At 43.1% G+C, this 15,461-nt stretch carries 16 protein-coding genes, 1 tRNA gene and 1 pseudogene; 16 read left to right on the forward strand and 2 right to left on the reverse strand.

The genetic code is table 11. The features are described from left to right. The first annotated feature begins 11 nt into the window (after positions 1–11). From D8792_RS09145 to D8792_RS09195, 10 genes are all read left to right on the forward strand, one after another. Positions 12–752, forward strand: a complete 741-nt coding sequence (locus D8792_RS09145) for a Stp1/IreP family PP2C-type Ser/Thr phosphatase (RefSeq protein ID WP_125373759.1) — start codon at positions 12–14, stop codon at positions 750–752. Further along, on the forward strand, positions 749–2,626 hold the full coding sequence (gene pknB / locus D8792_RS09150; protein ID WP_125373760.1) for a Stk1 family PASTA domain-containing Ser/Thr kinase: 1,878 nt from the start codon (positions 749–751) through the stop codon (positions 2,624–2,626). The genes D8792_RS09145 and pknB overlap by 4 nt, the downstream gene beginning before the upstream one ends. A gap of 146 nt (positions 2,627–2,772) precedes the next feature. Continuing rightward, the gene (gene rimP, locus D8792_RS09155; RefSeq protein ID WP_185758438.1) at positions 2,773–3,261 is read left to right on the forward strand and encodes a ribosome maturation factor RimP; all 489 of its coding nucleotides are present in this window, start codon (positions 2,773–2,775) and stop codon (positions 3,259–3,261) included. 63 nt (positions 3,262–3,324) lie between these two features. Next, a complete protein-coding gene (nusA, locus tag D8792_RS09160; RefSeq protein WP_312023820.1) occupies positions 3,325–4,563 on the forward strand; it encodes a transcription termination factor NusA in 1,239 nt (412 codons plus the stop codon). Positions 4,564–4,574: 11 nt separating this feature from the next. After that, a complete protein-coding gene (gene rnpM / locus D8792_RS09165) occupies positions 4,575–4,871 on the forward strand; it encodes an RNase P modulator RnpM (protein WP_045498837.1) in 297 nt (98 codons plus the stop codon). After that, entirely contained in the window at positions 4,864–5,163 is a 300-nt protein-coding gene (locus D8792_RS09170) for a YlxQ-related RNA-binding protein (RefSeq protein WP_125373763.1), read from the forward strand. Before rnpM ends, D8792_RS09170 begins: the two co-directional genes overlap by 8 nt. A 16-nt stretch (positions 5,164–5,179) precedes the next feature. Then, positions 5,180–7,981, forward strand: coding sequence for a translation initiation factor IF-2 (gene infB, locus D8792_RS09175; protein ID WP_125373764.1), 2,802 nt, complete (start codon positions 5,180–5,182; stop codon positions 7,979–7,981). A 328-nt stretch (positions 7,982–8,309) separates the two neighbouring features. Continuing rightward, positions 8,310–8,660 carry a 30S ribosome-binding factor RbfA gene (gene rbfA, locus D8792_RS09185; RefSeq protein WP_125373765.1) on the forward strand — a complete coding sequence of 117 codons (351 nt, stop codon included), beginning with the start codon at positions 8,310–8,312 and terminating at the stop codon, positions 8,658–8,660. Between the two features lie 130 nt (positions 8,661–8,790). After that, a tRNA-Leu gene (locus D8792_RS09190) sits at positions 8,791–8,876 on the forward strand. 182 nt (positions 8,877–9,058) lie between these two features. Beyond that, positions 9,059–9,940: a class II fructose-bisphosphate aldolase gene (locus tag D8792_RS09195; protein WP_125373766.1), complete on the forward strand. Its 882-nt coding sequence runs from the start codon at positions 9,059–9,061 to the stop codon at positions 9,938–9,940. Between the two features lie 83 nt (positions 9,941–10,023). Here D8792_RS09195 and D8792_RS09200 read toward each other — a convergent pair whose 3' ends face one another. Next, positions 10,024–10,206 carry a tyrosine-type recombinase/integrase gene (locus tag D8792_RS09200; RefSeq protein WP_312023821.1) on the reverse strand — a complete coding sequence of 61 codons (183 nt, stop codon included), beginning with the start codon at positions 10,204–10,206 and terminating at the stop codon, positions 10,024–10,026. A gap of 203 nt (positions 10,207–10,409) precedes the next feature. Between D8792_RS09200 and D8792_RS09205 the strand changes: the two genes are divergently transcribed. The 3 genes from D8792_RS09205 (at position 10,410) to D8792_RS09215 (ending at position 12,072) form a co-directional block, all read left to right on the forward strand. Beyond that, positions 10,410–11,174 carry a class I SAM-dependent methyltransferase gene (locus D8792_RS09205; protein WP_125373767.1) on the forward strand — a complete coding sequence of 255 codons (765 nt, stop codon included), beginning with the start codon at positions 10,410–10,412 and terminating at the stop codon, positions 11,172–11,174. Between the two features lie 141 nt (positions 11,175–11,315). Continuing rightward, entirely contained in the window at positions 11,316–11,534 is a 219-nt protein-coding gene (locus D8792_RS09210) for a transposon-encoded TnpW family protein (RefSeq protein ID WP_260470283.1), read from the forward strand. 199 nt (positions 11,535–11,733) lie between these two features. Continuing rightward, entirely contained in the window at positions 11,734–12,072 is a 339-nt protein-coding gene (locus D8792_RS09215) for an inorganic diphosphatase (protein ID WP_125373794.1), read from the forward strand. A gap of 226 nt (positions 12,073–12,298) precedes the next feature. On the opposite strand, the pseudogene D8792_RS09220 reads toward D8792_RS09215, so the two are convergent. Then, positions 12,299–12,748 (reverse strand): annotated as a pseudogene (locus D8792_RS09220) (LPXTG cell wall anchor domain-containing protein); the annotation flags it as partial. Positions 12,749–12,975: 227 nt separating this feature from the next. Between D8792_RS09220 and D8792_RS09225 the strand changes: the two are divergent. From D8792_RS09225 to D8792_RS09235, 3 genes are all read left to right on the forward strand, one after another. Beyond that, on the forward strand, positions 12,976–13,242 hold the full coding sequence (locus D8792_RS09225) for an ACT domain-containing protein (RefSeq protein WP_005590918.1): 267 nt from the start codon (positions 12,976–12,978) through the stop codon (positions 13,240–13,242). Between the two features lie 11 nt (positions 13,243–13,253). Further along, a complete protein-coding gene (locus D8792_RS09230) occupies positions 13,254–14,591 on the forward strand; it encodes a PFL family protein (RefSeq protein WP_125373768.1) in 1,338 nt (445 codons plus the stop codon). 108 nt (positions 14,592–14,699) lie between these two features. Further along, positions 14,700–15,392: a histidine phosphatase family protein gene (locus D8792_RS09235; RefSeq protein ID WP_125373769.1), complete on the forward strand. Its 693-nt coding sequence runs from the start codon at positions 14,700–14,702 to the stop codon at positions 15,390–15,392. The last annotated feature ends 69 nt before the right edge of the window (positions 15,393–15,461 follow it).

The raw sequence follows: 15,461 nt of genomic DNA on the forward strand, positions 1-15,461 counted from the left end.
AAACTGACAGTATGGAAATTTCAATATTAACAGATGTTGGTCAAAAGCGGACAAATAATCAAGATTATGCCAATCTTTTTGTAAATCGGGCTGGCAAGACCATGATTATCTTGGCCGATGGTATGGGTGGCCACAGAGCTGGTAACATTGCCAGCGAAATGGCTGTAACAGACCTGGGTGCTGCATGGGTTGATACTCAGATTGACTCAGTGAACCAAGTCCGTGAATGGTTTGCAGAGCATTTGGAACAAGAAAATCAGCGCATCCACCAATTTGGTCAGGACGAGGAATACAAGGGTATGGGCACGACGCTAGAAGCCTTAGCCATTATTGATAATCAAGCTATCTATGCTCATATTGGTGATTCTCGAATTGGCTTGATTCGCGGTGAGGAATATAGCCAATTAACCAGTGACCATTCACTTGTTAATGCTTTGCTCAAGGCTGGACAGATTACACAAGAAGAGGCAGAACGCCATCCGCAGAAGAATATTATCACTCAATCTATCGGTCAAAAAGACGAAGTGCAGCCTGATTACGGCATGATCACATTAGAAGCTGGTGATTACCTTCTGCTCAATAGTGACGGTCTGACTAATATGATTTCAGACAGCGAAATTTATGATATTGTCACCAGCGATATCAGCCTATCTGAAAAAACTGAAACCTTAATTCGCTTTGCCAACAATGCTGGAGGGCTGGATAATATCACAGTTGCTCTGGTTCGTTTTGACAAGGAGGAACAGGAATGATTCAAATCGGCAAGATCTTTGCCGGGCGATATAAAATCATCAAACAGATTGGCCGTGGAGGCATGGCAGATGTCTATCTGGCGCGAGATCTGATACTTGATGGTGAGGAAGTTGCTGTAAAGGTTCTTAGAACCAATTATCAGACAGATCCTATTGCAGTTGCCCGCTTCCAAAGAGAAGCCAAAGCAATGGCGGACTTGGATCATCCTTACATTGTCCGGATTTCCGATATTGGAGAAGAAGATGGTCAGCAATATCTGGCCATGGAATATGTGTCTGGGCTTGACCTCAAACGCTACATCAAAGAAAATTCTCCACTTTCAAACGAAGAAGCAGTCAGAATCATGGGGCAAATCCTACTGGCTATGCGCCTGGCGCATACACGCGGGATTGTCCACCGTGATCTGAAACCACAAAATGTCCTCTTGACACCAGATGGCGATGCTAAGGTAACAGACTTTGGAATTGCCGTGGCTTTCGCAGAGACCAGCCTAACCCAGACCAATTCGATGCTGGGCTCGGTGCATTATCTCTCGCCAGAGCAGGCACGGGGCTCCAAAGCCACTGTTCAGAGCGATATTTATGCCATGGGGATTATTTTCTATGAGATGCTGACAGGGCATATCCCTTATGATGGAGATAGTGCTGTGACGATTGCTTTGCAGCATTTCCAAAAGCCCCTGCCTTCAATAATCGCAGAAAATCCGAATGTTCCTCAGGCCTTGGAAAATGTGGTCATTAAGGCAACGGCTAAAAAGCTGAGTGATCGCTATCAATCCGTTGCAGAGATGTATGTTGATTTGTCCAGTAGCTTATCTTATGACCGTCGAAATGAAAAGAAACTGGTCTTTGATGATGGGGCAAAGGCAGATACTAAAACTTTGCCAAAAGTTCCTCCAATTCCTCAATCAGCTCCAAGTCCTGTCGCAGAAGCAGTGGCTCCTAAAGCTACGGCTGATGTGAAGAGAGAGGCCCCTGTTTTAAAAGCTCCAGTCAAAAAGCCGAAGAAACGTCATTTAAGAGCTAGATACAAAGTTCTGTTCTTAGCTATTCTCTTAGTTTTTGCAGCTTTCTTCTTTCTGATTTACAAGAATCCTGCCAATACTACAGTTCCAGATGTAGCAGGTCAAACAGTGGCGGAAGCTCGTTCGACCATTACTGCTAAGGGCCTTGAGGTAGGAGAAATCAAGGAGGACTACAGTGATAAAGTGGCGGAAGGTAAGATCATCAAGACAGATCCACCAGCTAATAGTCAACGTCGTGAAAACAGTAAAGTGAATTTGATTGTCTCCAAAGGAACAAAAACCTTTACGGTAGAAAATTACGTCGGTAAAAAGTCCTCAGAGGCGATTGAAGATCTGAAAAGCACTTACAATATTCCTGAGAAGCTGATCAAGATTGTAGAAGAAGAAAGTTCTGATGCTGAAGAAGGAGTGGTCATCAGCCAAACCCCAGCTGCAGGCTCTTCTTATGATGTGACGTCAAATAAACAGATTACTCTGACCGTTGCTAAAACAGTGACTACTGTTCCAATGCCGGACTTTGGTCATCTCCAAGTTTCGTATGCCTATGCGCGGTCCTATCTGATAGAGATGGGAATCGCTTCGTCTCGTATTGAGCGAGTGATTGATCGCTCCGTGGAGTCCAGTCAAGCTGATTTGGTGACAGCCCAGTCTCCAGCAGCTGGTCAAGGTATTAAATTGAAATCAAATACCAAGATTACTTTCTACGTGACAGACGGTACGGTGACAAGTTCTTCTAGTACAAGCGAACGTTCATCGTCTTCATCGCCTTCCAGCAGCACCACGAGTGAGAGTGAAAGTCATTCTAGCTCTTCTAGCAGCTCTACAACGGCATCGACGGACCATCAATAAGGCGGCTAGCTACAGTTATCCTATCTAGTCTATTTTAGACTTTGTAGAGAAATAGAAGTATATCCCTTGATTTTCAAGGCAGACTATGCTATAATCATTTTAGTGAATATAAAAGAGAGGCGAGGAAGTATCTTCGCCTCTTGTCTGTGAGGAGGTGCAGTCTTATCGCAACAATTGTTGAATTAGTAAGAGAAGTCATTGAGCCAGCCATACAAGAACCCTATGAATTGGTGGATATTGAGTATGGCAAGATGGGCGGTGACTATGTTCTCAGTGTTTTTGTAGACAAGCCCGAGGGAATTTCGGTCAACGATACAGCAGATTTGACCGATATTATCAGTCCTCTGTTGGACTCTATCAAGCCCGATCCTTTTCCTGACCAGTATTTTCTGGAAGTGACTAGCCCAGGCTTGGAGCGCCCGCTGAAGACCAAGAAAGCTGTGGCAGCTGCAGTTGGAAGCTATATCCATGTCAGTCTTTATAAGGCACTGGATAAAAACAAGGTTTTCGAAGGAACTTTACTTGGATTTGAAGATGATGTCTTGCTCATGGAATATATGGATAAAACACGCAAAAAAGAAGTTGAAATTCCATATAATCTAGTGTCAAAAGCAAGACTGGCCGTTAAATTTTAGTAACAGATCGCAATAATATAATGAAGAAAGGAATACTTTTGCTTCAGCAAAAGTTACATGAAGATGAGTAAAGAAATGCTAGAGGCCTTCCGTATTTTGGAAGAGGACAAAGGTATTAAAAAAGAAGATATTATCGAAGCAGTGACAGAATCCCTTCGCTCTGCTTATCGTCGTCGTTACGGTCAGGCAGACAGCGCAGCCATTGAGTTTAATGAAAAAACAGGTGATTTCCATGTCTATACTGTCCGTGAAGTCGTGGACGAGGTCTTTGACAGCCGCTTAGAAATCAGCCTCAAGGACGCCTTAGCTATCAGCTCTGCCTATGAGTTGGGAGATAAGATCAAGTTTGAAGAAGCGCCAGCTGAATTTGGCCGCGTAGCAGCTCAATCTGCTAAGCAGACCATCATGGAAAAGATGCGCAAACAAACTCGTGCCATCACTTACAATACCTACAAAGAACATGAAAATGAAATCATGTCAGGAACAGTGGAGCGCTTTGATAATCGCTTTATCTATGTCAATCTAGGCACGATTGAAGCACAATTATCTAAACAAGACCAGATTCCTGGTGAGGTCTTTGCATCTCACGATCGCATCGAGGTTTTTGTCTACAAGGTAGAAGATAATCCGCGTGGTGTCAATGTTTTTGTTAGCCGTAGCCATCCAGAGATGATCAAGCGCTTGATGGAGCAGGAAATTCCTGAAGTTTACGACGGAACTGTTGAAATCATGAGCGTGTCTCGTGAAGCGGGCGATCGGACCAAGGTAGCGGTTCGCAGCCACAATCCAAACGTGGATGCGATCGGAACCATCGTCGGACGTGGTGGTGCCAATATCAAGAAGATTACCAGCAAATTCCACCCAGCCAAATACGATGCCAAAAGTGGCCGTATGATTCCGACTGAGGAAAATATCGATGTTATTGAGTGGGTCGCTGATCCAGCCGAGTACATCTACAATGCCATTGCTCCAGCAGAGGTCGATCAAGTTATCTTCCATGCAGAAGACAACAAGCGAGCTTTGGTTGTCGTACCGGATAATAAGCTTTCACTGGCTATCGGCCGTCGTGGTCAAAACGTTCGCTTGGCAGCACATTTGACTGGCTTTAGAATTGATATCAAGTCAGCTAGCGAATTTGAAGCAATGGAAGCAGCCAACGAGCTTGGTGGATTTGGCCAAGATTACGTACCAGCCGAAGTAGATGCTCCTTCAGCAGAATTTGAAGCAGAAGAGCTGGCAGATGGTACAGAAGTGGCAACTGAAATCGAACTCGAAGAAAGTGAAGCAGTAGCCACAGAATAAGGGAGGCAGATATGGCAAAAACAAGAAAAATCCCTTTAAGAAAATCAGTTGTATCAAATGAAGTGATTGACAAGCGTGATCTGTTGCGCATCGTCAAGAATAAAGAAGGTCAGGTATTCATTGATCCGACAGGCAAGGCCAATGGGCGGGGCGCTTATATCAAGCTAGATAATGAAGAAGCTCAGCAAGCCAAGAAAAAACGGGTATTTAACCGTAGTTTCAGTATGGAAGTAGAAGAAAGCTTCTACGACGAGCTGATTGCCTATGTCGATCACAAGGTCAAGAGAAGAGAGTTGGGTCTTGAATAAAGAAAAACTAGCAAACTTGCTGGGTTTGGCCCAGCGGGCTGGCCGCGTCATTTCAGGAGAAGAATTGGTCATCAAAGCCATCCAAGAAGGCAAGGCTCATCTGATCTTTCTAGCTGAAGATGCAGGACCAAATCTGACGAAAAAAATGACTGATAAAAGCCATTATTACAAGATAGAAGTGTCAACCGTGTTTTCAACACTGGAATTAAGCACTGCGATTGGCAAAGCTCGTAAAGTAGCTGTCGTCACAGATGCTGGTTTTACAAAGAAAATGAGGTCTCTTATGCAATAGAAGAGGAGGACAAGAATTGTCTAGAATTAGATTGTACGAAATCGCAAAAGAACTGGGGAAGGAAAGTAAAGAGGTAGTAGCTCGGGCTAAGGAATTAGGCCTAGAAGTCAAAAGCCATTCTTCCAGCGTAGAAGAAGAAGCGGGTCAGCGCATCAAGGCTAGCTTCGCGACTAAAGAAGTCGCTAAGCCCCTTCCAGAGAAAGAAGCGGCTGTCCAGCCCGCACCAAATAAAGTAGCTGAAAAACCAACTGCTCCAGTCCAAAAGAAAATGGCCTCTGCTAAAAAAGAAGAGCCAAAAGTTGCCGACGCACCAGCAGCTGAGGCTCCAGCTAAACCGGCTCCAGCTCGGCCACAAAGTCGAAATTTTAAGGCAGAGCGTGAAGCACGTGCTAAGGAACAAGCAGAGCGTCGTAAGCAGCAACAAAATCGGAAACCACAAAATTCTGACCAGAAGGAAGGCAGTGAGCGTGATCGTCGTGACCGCAAGGCCAACAATGATCGCCAAGAGCGTCGCAATGACCGTCGTGATAATCGTGGTCAAGATGGTCGTCGGAATGGTCAGAATCATCAAGGATTCAACGGTCAAAACCGCCAACAGCCTCAAGGGCCGAAAATTGACTTTAAGGCTCGGGCAGCAGCTCTGAAAGCAGAGCAAAATGCGGAGTATGCACGTTCTAGTGAGGAGCGTTTCAAACAGGCTCAAGTAGCCAAAGAAGCGCAGGAACGCCAGAATAGACGGAAAGAGTCGGTTCAAGCAGAGGCGACAGTTGCTGAAGTAGTCAAGCCTGCTCCAGCTGAAGCTGTCCAAACGGCCGCTCCTACGCCAGCACAAGCTGCAGTAGACACTCGTCGTAAAAAACAAGCTCGACCAGATAAGAAGCGTGACGAATTTGATCACGAAGAAGATGGTCCAAGAAAACAACAAAAGAATCGAAGCAGTCAAAATCAAGTGAGAAATCAAAGAAACAGTAACTGGAATAACAATAAGAAAAATAAAAAAGGAAAAGGTAACCAGAATCAGGTTCCAAAACCTGTTACAGAACGAAAGTTCCATGAGTTGCCAAGCGAATTCGAATATACGGATGGCATGACCGTTGCGGAAATCGCAAAACGGATCAAGCGCGAGCCAGCTGAAATCGTTAAGAAGCTCTTTATGATGGGCGTGATGGCAACGCAAAACCAATCTCTTGACGGTGATACTATTGAGCTCCTCATGGTGGATTACGGTATCGAAGCTAAGAAGAAGGTGGAAGTTGACACAGCTGACATTGAGCGCTTCTTCGTAGAAGAAGGTTATATCAACCAAGATGCCTTGGTAGAGCGTCCGCCGGTTGTCACTATCATGGGACACGTTGACCATGGTAAAACAACCCTCTTGGATACTCTACGTAACTCTCGTGTTGCGACAGGTGAAGCGGGTGGTATCACTCAGCATATCGGTGCCTACCAGATTGAGGAAAATGGCAAGAAGATTACCTTCTTGGATACGCCTGGACACGCGGCCTTTACATCGATGCGTGCGCGTGGTGCTTCTGTTACCGATATTACCATCTTGGTCGTAGCAGCTGATGACGGTGTTATGCCTCAGACTATTGAAGCGATCAACCACTCTAAAGCCGCTAATGTGCCAATTATTGTGGCTATCAACAAGATCGATAAGCCAGGTGCCAATCCTGAGCGCGTAATTGGTGAATTGGCTGAGCATGGTGTTATGTCAACTGCTTGGGGTGGAGATTCTGAGTTTGTTGAAATCTCAGCTAAGTTCAACCAAAACATTGATGAACTCTTGGAGACGGTCCTTCTTGTAGCTGAAATTCAAGAACTCAAGGCAGATCCGACTGTTCGTGCTATCGGTACTGTTATCGAAGCCCGTTTGGATAAAGGAAAAGGTGCAGTTGCAACCCTTCTTGTCCAACAAGGTACGCTGAATGTCCAAGATCCAATCGTTGTCGGAAATACCTTCGGACGTGTCCGTGCTATGACCAATGACTTAGGTCGTCGTGTCAAAGTGGCAGGTCCATCTACGCCGGTTTCTATCACAGGTCTTAATGAAACTCCGATGGCAGGTGACCACTTTGCCGTCTATGAAGATGAAAAAGCTGCGCGTGCAGCTGGTGAAGAACGTGCTAAACGTGCCCTTCTTAAACAACGTCAAGCTACTCATCGTGTCAGTCTAGAAAATCTCTTTGATACCCTCAAAGCTGGTGAAGTGAAGTCTGTTAACGTCATTATCAAAGCCGACGTACAAGGTTCTGTAGAAGCCTTAGCTGCTTCCTTGCAGAAGATTGAAGTGGAAGGCGTTAAGATTACCATTGTCCACTCAGCGGTTGGTGCTATCAATGAATCCGATGTAACTTTGGCAGAAGCTTCAAATGCCTTTATCATTGGATTTAACGTTCGCCCTACACCGCAAGCTCGCCAGCAAGCAGAAGCTGATGATGTAGAAATCCGTCTTCACAGCATTATCTATAAGGTTATCGAAGAAATGGAAGATGCCATGAAAGGAATGCTGGACCCAGAATACCAAGAAAAAATCATCGGGGAAGCCCTTATCCGCGAAACTTTCAAAGTTTCCAAGGTTGGTACTATCGGTGGATTTATGGTTATCAATGGTAAAGTTACTCGTGATTCCAAGGTTCGTGTCATCCGTGATGGCGTCGTGATTTACGACGGTCAATTGGCTAGCTTGAAGCACTTCAAGGATGATGTGAAAGAAGTTACTAACGGCCGCGAAGGTGGTCTCATGATTGACGGCTATAACGATATCCAAGTGGATGATACGATTGAAGCCTATATCATGGAAGAAATTAAGAAATAAGAGAAATACGTCGAAAACTCTCAGTGAAAAGCATATTGGGTGGAAGTCGATACTTCTATCCCAAGCACCTTTTCACAAAGAGTTTAGAGCGAATTTCATTCAACTAAAACTAAAAATATGAGAGTGGGACAGAAATCGGTAATTCGTTAGAATTCGATTTCGTCGTCCCACCTCCGCACAGTTGAGCAGGGCTGTAAAAGCTGATGAAATCAGCGTAATAGAGCCCACTCAACTACTGCGTCTTACTCGATAATCCAAAGACAATTGAGAGGCTAGGACTTTTGTCCCAGCCTCATATTGCAGAAGAAAAAATTAGAAAGGAAATCCTATGGCAAATCATTTTCGTACCGACCGTGTAGGAATGGAAATCAAACGTGAAGTCAATGAGATTTTGCAAAAGAGAGTCCGTGATCCACGTGTTCAAGGTGTGACCATTACCGATGTCCAAATGCTGGGCGATCTGTCTATGGCCAAGGTCTACTATAGTATCATGAGTGACTTGGCTTCGGACAATCAAAAGGCGCAGCTGGGCTTGGAAAAGGCAACCGGCACCATTAAGCGTGAATTGGGTCGAAACCTCAAGATGTATAAGATTCCAGATTTGACCTTCGTCAAAGACGAGTCTATTGAGTACGGTAACAAGATTGACCAGATGCTACGCAATCTGGAAAAACATTAATGAAAAGAGTGAGATGGGACAGTGTTTACGAGTTCTGTCTCACTTTTATTTTTGAAAATACTTTTTAAAAGTTTTGAAAAAGGTGTTGACAAGTGGAGATTATCCTGTTATACTAGTAAAGTACTCAATCGCGGGGATGGCGGAATTGGCAGACGCGCAGGACTAAGGATCCTGTGACCGCTTTAGGTCGTGAGGGTTCAAGTCCCTCTCTCCGCATAGGATTAGCTGACTTCGGTCAGTTTTTTTGTTTTCTCAAAGAAGCTGAAGATGCCTGAATTCAAAAATTGCTTGGGAATTACTTAAAATTTCAGGAAAAACTAGCAATTTTAGTGAAAAAGTGATAAAATAAACAATGTAAGTGGTTCATTCCACAAAAAATAAGAGGAGGCCTATTACAAATGGCAATCGTTTCAGCAGAAAAATTTGTCCAAGCAGCTCGTGACCATGGTTATGCAGTTGGTGGATTTAACACAAACAACCTTGAGTGGACTCAAGCAATCCTGCGTGCGGCAGAAGCTAAAAAAGCACCAGTTTTGATCCAAACTTCAATGGGTGCTGCTAAATACATGGGTGGTTACAAAGTTGCTCGCAACTTGATCGCTAACCTTGTTGAATCAATGGGTATCACTGTACCAGTAGCGATCCACCTTGACCACGGTCACTACGAAGATGCACTTGAGTGTATTCAAGTTGGTTATACTTCAGTTATGTTTGACGGTTCACACCTTCCAGTTGAAGAAAACCTTGAAAAAGCTCGTAAAGTTGTAGAATTTGCTCACGCAAATGGTGTATCAGTAGAAGCTGAAGTTGGAACTATCGGTGGTGAAGAAGACGGAATCATCGGTGATGGTGAATTGGCTCCAATCGAAGATGCTAAAGCAATGGTTGCAACTGGTATCGACTTCTTGGCAGCTGGTATCGGTAATATCCACGGTCCATACCCTGCAAACTGGAAAGGTCTTCATCTTGACCACTTGCAAAAATTGACTGAAGCTGTACCAGGATTCCCAATCGTATTGCACGGTGGTTCAGGTATCCCTGATGACCAAATCCAAGCAGCTATCAAACTTGGTGTTGCAAAAGTTAACGTTAATACTGAATGCCAAATCGCATTCGCTAACGCAACTCGTAAATTTGCTCGTGACTACGAAGCAAACGAAGCAGAATACGACAAGAAGAAACTCTTCGACCCACGTAAATTCTTGGCTGACGGTGTAAAAGCTATCCAAGCATCAGTTGAAGAGCGTATCGATGTATTCGGTTCAGAAGGTAAAGCATAAGAAGCTTGTAAAAGCTTAATATAACAGGGTTTATCCGATTTGGATAAACCTTTTTTCTTTGTTTTGCCACAAATTTGCCACACTTATTTAGTTAACGAATCTAATACAGGAATAATGAGATCTTTTGTTTTTTGTGTAAGGTGCAAATAGATATCTGTAACACGACTTCCTCGTGTGTACCCAACACGATCTTGAATTGCTTCGAGTGGAATTCCTTGCTCAGCTAAAAAACTGATACGTGTGTGACGAAAAATGTGAGTTGAAATAGATCATCATTAGTACGAGAGTTTGAGCGCCGACGTTTAACGTTTGAATTAGAATGACAGGAATAGCTAGTACAAAAGCTTCAAATATTTTAAAGATGGCATAAAAATAGTAATTGAACATATGGTATAATATAATGAAATCAAGTAATGGCAACACATCTAACTTAAATCGAAATAGTATAAAATTACGAGGAGATTATAAGATGAACGATTATATAAAATTCAATGAAGATAGATGGAATAATATAAAAAATGACTATACTGAACCATTGACACATGAAGAATTAGAAGAAGTTAGAAAACATCCAATTTCTGTTGCCTTAACTGTTGGAAAAAAAGTTCCGAAAGAATGGTTTGAAAAAGCCAACGGAAAAAAGATATTAGGTTTAGCTTGTGGTGGTGGACAGCAGGGACCCGTTTTTGCTGCAAAAGGTTATGATGTAACCATCATGGATTTTTCTAAATCACAATTAGAAAGAGATGAGTTGGTTACTAAAAGAGAAGGTTTAAAGATCAATACAGTTCAAGGCGATATGACAAAACCATTTCCATTTGAAAATGAAACGTTTGATATTATTTTTAATCCAGTTTCAAATGTATATATAGAAGATTTAGAAAACATGTATAAAGAAGCCTCTCGAGTATTGAAAAAGGGCGGATTGTTAATGGTCGGGTTTATGAACCCTTGGATATACATGTATGATGCTGACATTGTATGGGACAAACCCGATGAGGAATTACTTTTAAAGTTTTCACTACCTTTTAATTCAAGAGAGCTTGAAGAGAAAGGCAAAATAACTATAAATCCGGAATATGGATATGAATTTAGCCATACCTTAGAAACTCAGATTAGAGGACAACTTAAAAATGGTCTCGCTATGATAGATTTTTATGAATCGTGTGACAAAAGAAATCGATTATCACGTTATGGAAATGACTATATAGCTACACTCTGCATTAAACTATAATCTTATAGAGCATACTTTAGGAGAATAGCCCGTTTTGTTTTCCGTAAGGGTTAAAATCTAAATCTCAGTTTGTCAAAGTAAAACAATTAAATAAAATTAAAGAGAGGAAGTAAAAGCAAATAGTCGCTACTTCCTTTTTTGGTGTCAAAAATTCAAAAACGGAAAGGAAAATTTATAGAAGAACTGAAAAATACAGATAAAAAAGGCATTAGCACAAAGAGAAAGATTGGAAAGACCAGCGATGAGGTTGTTGTCCATTTCAATGAAAATGCAACTGAAACAATGCAAGATAAACTTACAAGAATAATGCTGAGGGAGCTTAGGAGAAAATTGGACGAAAAAAATGATGATTTTGATTAAAAAGTCCTTGACAAGTAGCAACAGGAAAAACAGCGAAGTTTATTCTAATTTCATGTAGTGCAAGGCTTGAATAATATAGGAAATATAAACGAATAATCAGGCTATAGATAGAAAATCTCGCTCCGGCGGGATTTTTCTTGTATAATGAAGCTAGAAAGTAGCTGATGGAGGTAAAGAAAGGGTGAAATACAAGGAAAAAATGTTTAGTGCTATTATTGATCGGCCGGTCGGTTTTGAAGATTCTTTTGGGAATGTCTATCCGATTAATTATGGTTATATCCCTGAGATGATCGGTGGAGATGGCGAAGAGCAGGATGTGTATATTATTTCCCATGACCCGCAGCAGCCTCTGGAAAATTTTACAGGAAAGTTGGTTGCTATCATTCATCGGCGTGATGATATAGAAGACAAGTGGATCTTGGCTCCTGTTAATGAGGAGATTAATAAAACTTTGATAGCGGAGCAAACTCATTTTATGGAGCAGTATTTTGATTCTTGGATTGAGATGGTGGAAGAGAGCAATGATTCAAGGCTCTAAAATCCCTGATAAAGATCAGAAAACGGCTCTTGTGATCGCTATTCTAACTGATTTAGGTTAATAATGAAAGTCTATATTCGATTGAGCTTTCTTCAATATCAGATCAAATTGCGAGATCATAAGTTACGAAAAAATCGCATGGGTGAATCTGAAATGATTTGTCCATGCGATTTTTGTATTTAAGAGGCTATCGTAAGCAAAGGTTTATCTAGCAGAATAGAAATGTTTACGCTTCTTTCTTTTTAAGTAAGAAGAGACCACCGCTTGTAGCTAGAAGAATCGTTGCAACTGTAAAGAGAGCAGAGTTTTCTTTGCTTCCTGTTTGTGGGAGCTGGGCCTGCTGAGTATTTGTTGCTTTTTGAGCTGTAGCGGTAGGCTGTGCTTCGCTTGTTTTCTGAGCTAGGCTTTCTAATTGCTCTTCTTTTGCTTTCGGAGCTGTCGGTTTGTCGACTGTTTTGCCTGCTTGTTTTGGCTGAGGTTTTTGGTTCAAAATTTCTACAATTTCGACACTTGGTTTGTGAGTGATAGGCATATCTTTAAGCTCAGCCAATTGATTGCCAAAGACAGCGTTCGATACCCAACGGTAGAAGTGGATGGTGTGCAGACGATTGGTTGGATTTCCAGCGTAAACGAAGAGCGGATGTTCCTTGTAATTACCAGAAATAGCAACGATTTTAATGTGTTCTTAAATTTAGTATAACAGAGTTTGAAACCGTTTATAAATAAAAATATAGATAAAAAACAAACTTCTAACAAAAAAGAGAGATGTGTGTAATTTCTGAAGAGTATTTGAGTCTGATATTTAAACAGCCCGCAAGATTCGCAGCTTGGATTTCTGCAAATTCATGCAAAAACCAAGCATTTATGCTACAATATTAGCAATAAAGATGATTGGAGCAAACGATGAAAGCGATTATTACGGTTGTTGGAAAAGATAAGGCAGGGATTGTGGCTGGTGTAGCTAGTAAAATTGCCGAGCTGGGACTGAATATTGACGATATTTCACAAACGGTTTTGGATGAGTTTTTTACCATGATGGCTGTCGTGTCTAGCGACGAAAAGCAGGATTTTGCAGCACTTCGTAGTGAATTTGAGGCCTTTGGTCAGACCCTCAATGTCAAAATCAATATTCAAAGCGCAGCCATTTTTGACGCGATGTACAATATCTAAGGAGAGGTCGCATGGATATTAGACAAGTTACAGAAACTATTGCCATGATTGAGGAGCAGAATTTTGATATTCGGACCATCACCATGGGCATTTCACTTTTAGACTGTATTGACTCGGATATTGAGCGGGCAGCGGATAAGGTGTACCAAAAGATTGCGACCAAGGCTAAAGATTTAGTTTCAGTCGGGAATGAGATTGCAGCCGAGCTGGGGATTCCTATCGTCAACAAGCGGGTCTCAGTGACTCCGATTTCTCTGATTGGGGCAGCGACGGATGCTACGGACTATCTGCCTCTGGCTCATGCTCTGGATCGGGCAGCAAAAGAAATCGGTGTGGACTTTATCGGTGGCTTTTCTGCCTTGGTACAAAAAGGCTATCAAAAAGGCGATGAAATTCTCATTAATTCTATTCCACACGCTTTGGCTGAGACGGACAAGGTCTGCTCCTCTGTCAATATCGGCTCAACTAAGACTGGCATCAATATGACGGCAGTTGCGGATATGGGACGGATTATCAAGGAAACAGCCCAACTTTCTGACATGGGGGCAGCCAAGCTGGTCGTCTTTGCCAATGCAGTCGAGGACAATCCTTTCATGGCGGGTGCCTTTCATGGTGTCGGTGAAGCAGATGTGGTCATCAATGTCGGTGTTTCTGGGCCGGGTGTTGTCAAGCGGGCTCTGGAAAAGGTCCGTGGTGAGAGCTTTGACGTGGTCGCTGAAACAGTCAAGAAAACGGCCTTCAAAATCACTCGTATCGGTCAGTTGGTCGGTCAGATGACCAGCGAGCGTCTAGGCGTCAAGTTTGGGATTGTTGACTTGAGTCTGGCTCCAACACCGGCAGTCGGGGATTCAGTGGCCCGTGTCTTGGAAGAAATGGGCTTGGAGACAGTCGGCACTCATGGTACGACAGCAGCGCTTGCTCTGCTCAATGACCAAGTCAAAAAAGGCGGTGTCATGGCCTGCAATCAAGTGGGCGGTCTGTCTGGTGCTTTTATTCCTGTGTCAGAAGATGAGGGCATGATTGCGGCTGTGCAAAATGGCTCGCTTAATCTAGAAAAGCTAGAAGCTATGACAGCTATCTGTTCGGTCGGTTTAGATATGATTGCCATTCCAGAGGCGACGCCAGCTGAGACCATCGCAGCCATGATTGCAGATGAAGCAGCGATTGGCGTTATCAATCAAAAGACGACAGCTGTGCGGATTATTCCAAAGGGCAAGGAAGGCGATATGATTGAATTTGGCGGGCTCTTGGGAACAGCTCCTGTCATGAAGGTCAATCAGGCTTCGTCAGCTGCCTTTATCGCACGAGGTGGTCAGATTCCAGCACCGATTCACAGTTTTAAAAACTAAGTATATAGGGGGTCTGTTTAACAGACCCTTTCCCTCTGTCTTGCTCAGTCAAGTGTGAGACAAATAAGCCACTCTTAGACAAGTGGCCTTAATTAAAAGGAGACATTCATGGCAAAAACGAAATTATACATTATCCGGCATGGCAAGACCATGTTTAATACCATTGGTCGAGCTCAAGGCTGGTCGGACACTCCCTTAACTGAAGAAGGGGAACGTGGCATCCGTGAGCTAGGGATTGGGCTGAGAGAGTCTGGCTTGGAATTTACCAAGGCTTTCTCGAGCGACTCTGGTCGAACTATTCAGACCATGGGGATTATCCTAGAAGAGCTGGATTTGGTCGGGAAGATTCCTTATAAATTTGACAAGCGCATCCGAGAGTGGTGCTTTGGCAGCTTTGACGGGGCTTATGGTGGCGATCTTTTCCGTGGAGTGATTCCAAGGGTACGTGATACCGATAATTATAAAGAGCTGACTTTCCCAGAATTGGCAGACGGCTTGGTTGAAGTGGATACGGCTGGCTGGGCTGAGCCATGGGAGCAACTCAGTGGGCGGATTTTAGCTGGATTTACAGCTATTGCTCAAGAAGTGGAGGCCGCTGGTGGAGGCAATGCTTTGGTCGTCAGCCATAGTATGACCATCGGGACTTTTGCTTATCTGATTGATAAAGCCATTAGCAAAAATCCTGAGGTTGATAACGGCAGTGTGACAGTCGTCGAATATGAAAAGGGACAATTTACGATTCAGATTTTGGGGGATGTATCCTACCGTAAGGTTGGTGCTAAAATGCTGGACGCTAAATAAACCGTTAAAAGAAAGCAGGGCAATGATGGAGGATTGTTACGCTGTTTTCTTGCTATCTTATAGACCGCT

The organism is Streptococcus cristatus (assembly GCF_003943505.1).
In the GTDB taxonomy this organism is placed as follows: domain Bacteria; phylum Bacillota; class Bacilli; order Lactobacillales; family Streptococcaceae; genus Streptococcus; species Streptococcus cristatus_E.

Bases quoted from the DNA above. Each gene is read 5' to 3' on its own strand.
- pknB (WP_125373760.1), top strand. From the start codon at position 749: ATGATTCAAATCGGCAAGATCTTTGCCGGGCGATATAAAATCATCAAA.
- D8792_RS09145 (WP_125373759.1), top strand. From the start codon at position 12: ATGGAAATTTCAATATTAACAGATGTTGGTCAAAAGCGGACAAATAAT.
- D8792_RS09205 (WP_125373767.1), top strand. From the start codon at position 10,410: ATGAACGATTATATAAAATTCAATGAAGATAGATGGAATAATATAAAA.
- D8792_RS09225 (WP_005590918.1), top strand. From the start codon at position 12,976: ATGAAAGCGATTATTACGGTTGTTGGAAAAGATAAGGCAGGGATTGTG.
- D8792_RS09215 (WP_125373794.1), top strand. From the start codon at position 11,734: ATGTTTAGTGCTATTATTGATCGGCCGGTCGGTTTTGAAGATTCTTTT.
- D8792_RS09195 (WP_125373766.1), top strand. From the start codon at position 9,059: ATGGCAATCGTTTCAGCAGAAAAATTTGTCCAAGCAGCTCGTGACCAT.
- D8792_RS09230 (WP_125373768.1), top strand. From the start codon at position 13,254: ATGGATATTAGACAAGTTACAGAAACTATTGCCATGATTGAGGAGCAG.
- rnpM (WP_045498837.1), top strand. From the start codon at position 4,575: ATGGCAAAAACAAGAAAAATCCCTTTAAGAAAATCAGTTGTATCAAAT.
- rbfA (WP_125373765.1), top strand. From the start codon at position 8,310: ATGGCAAATCATTTTCGTACCGACCGTGTAGGAATGGAAATCAAACGT.
- nusA (WP_312023820.1), top strand. From the start codon at position 3,325: ATGAGTAAAGAAATGCTAGAGGCCTTCCGTATTTTGGAAGAGGACAAA.
- D8792_RS09235 (WP_125373769.1), top strand. From the start codon at position 14,700: ATGGCAAAAACGAAATTATACATTATCCGGCATGGCAAGACCATGTTT.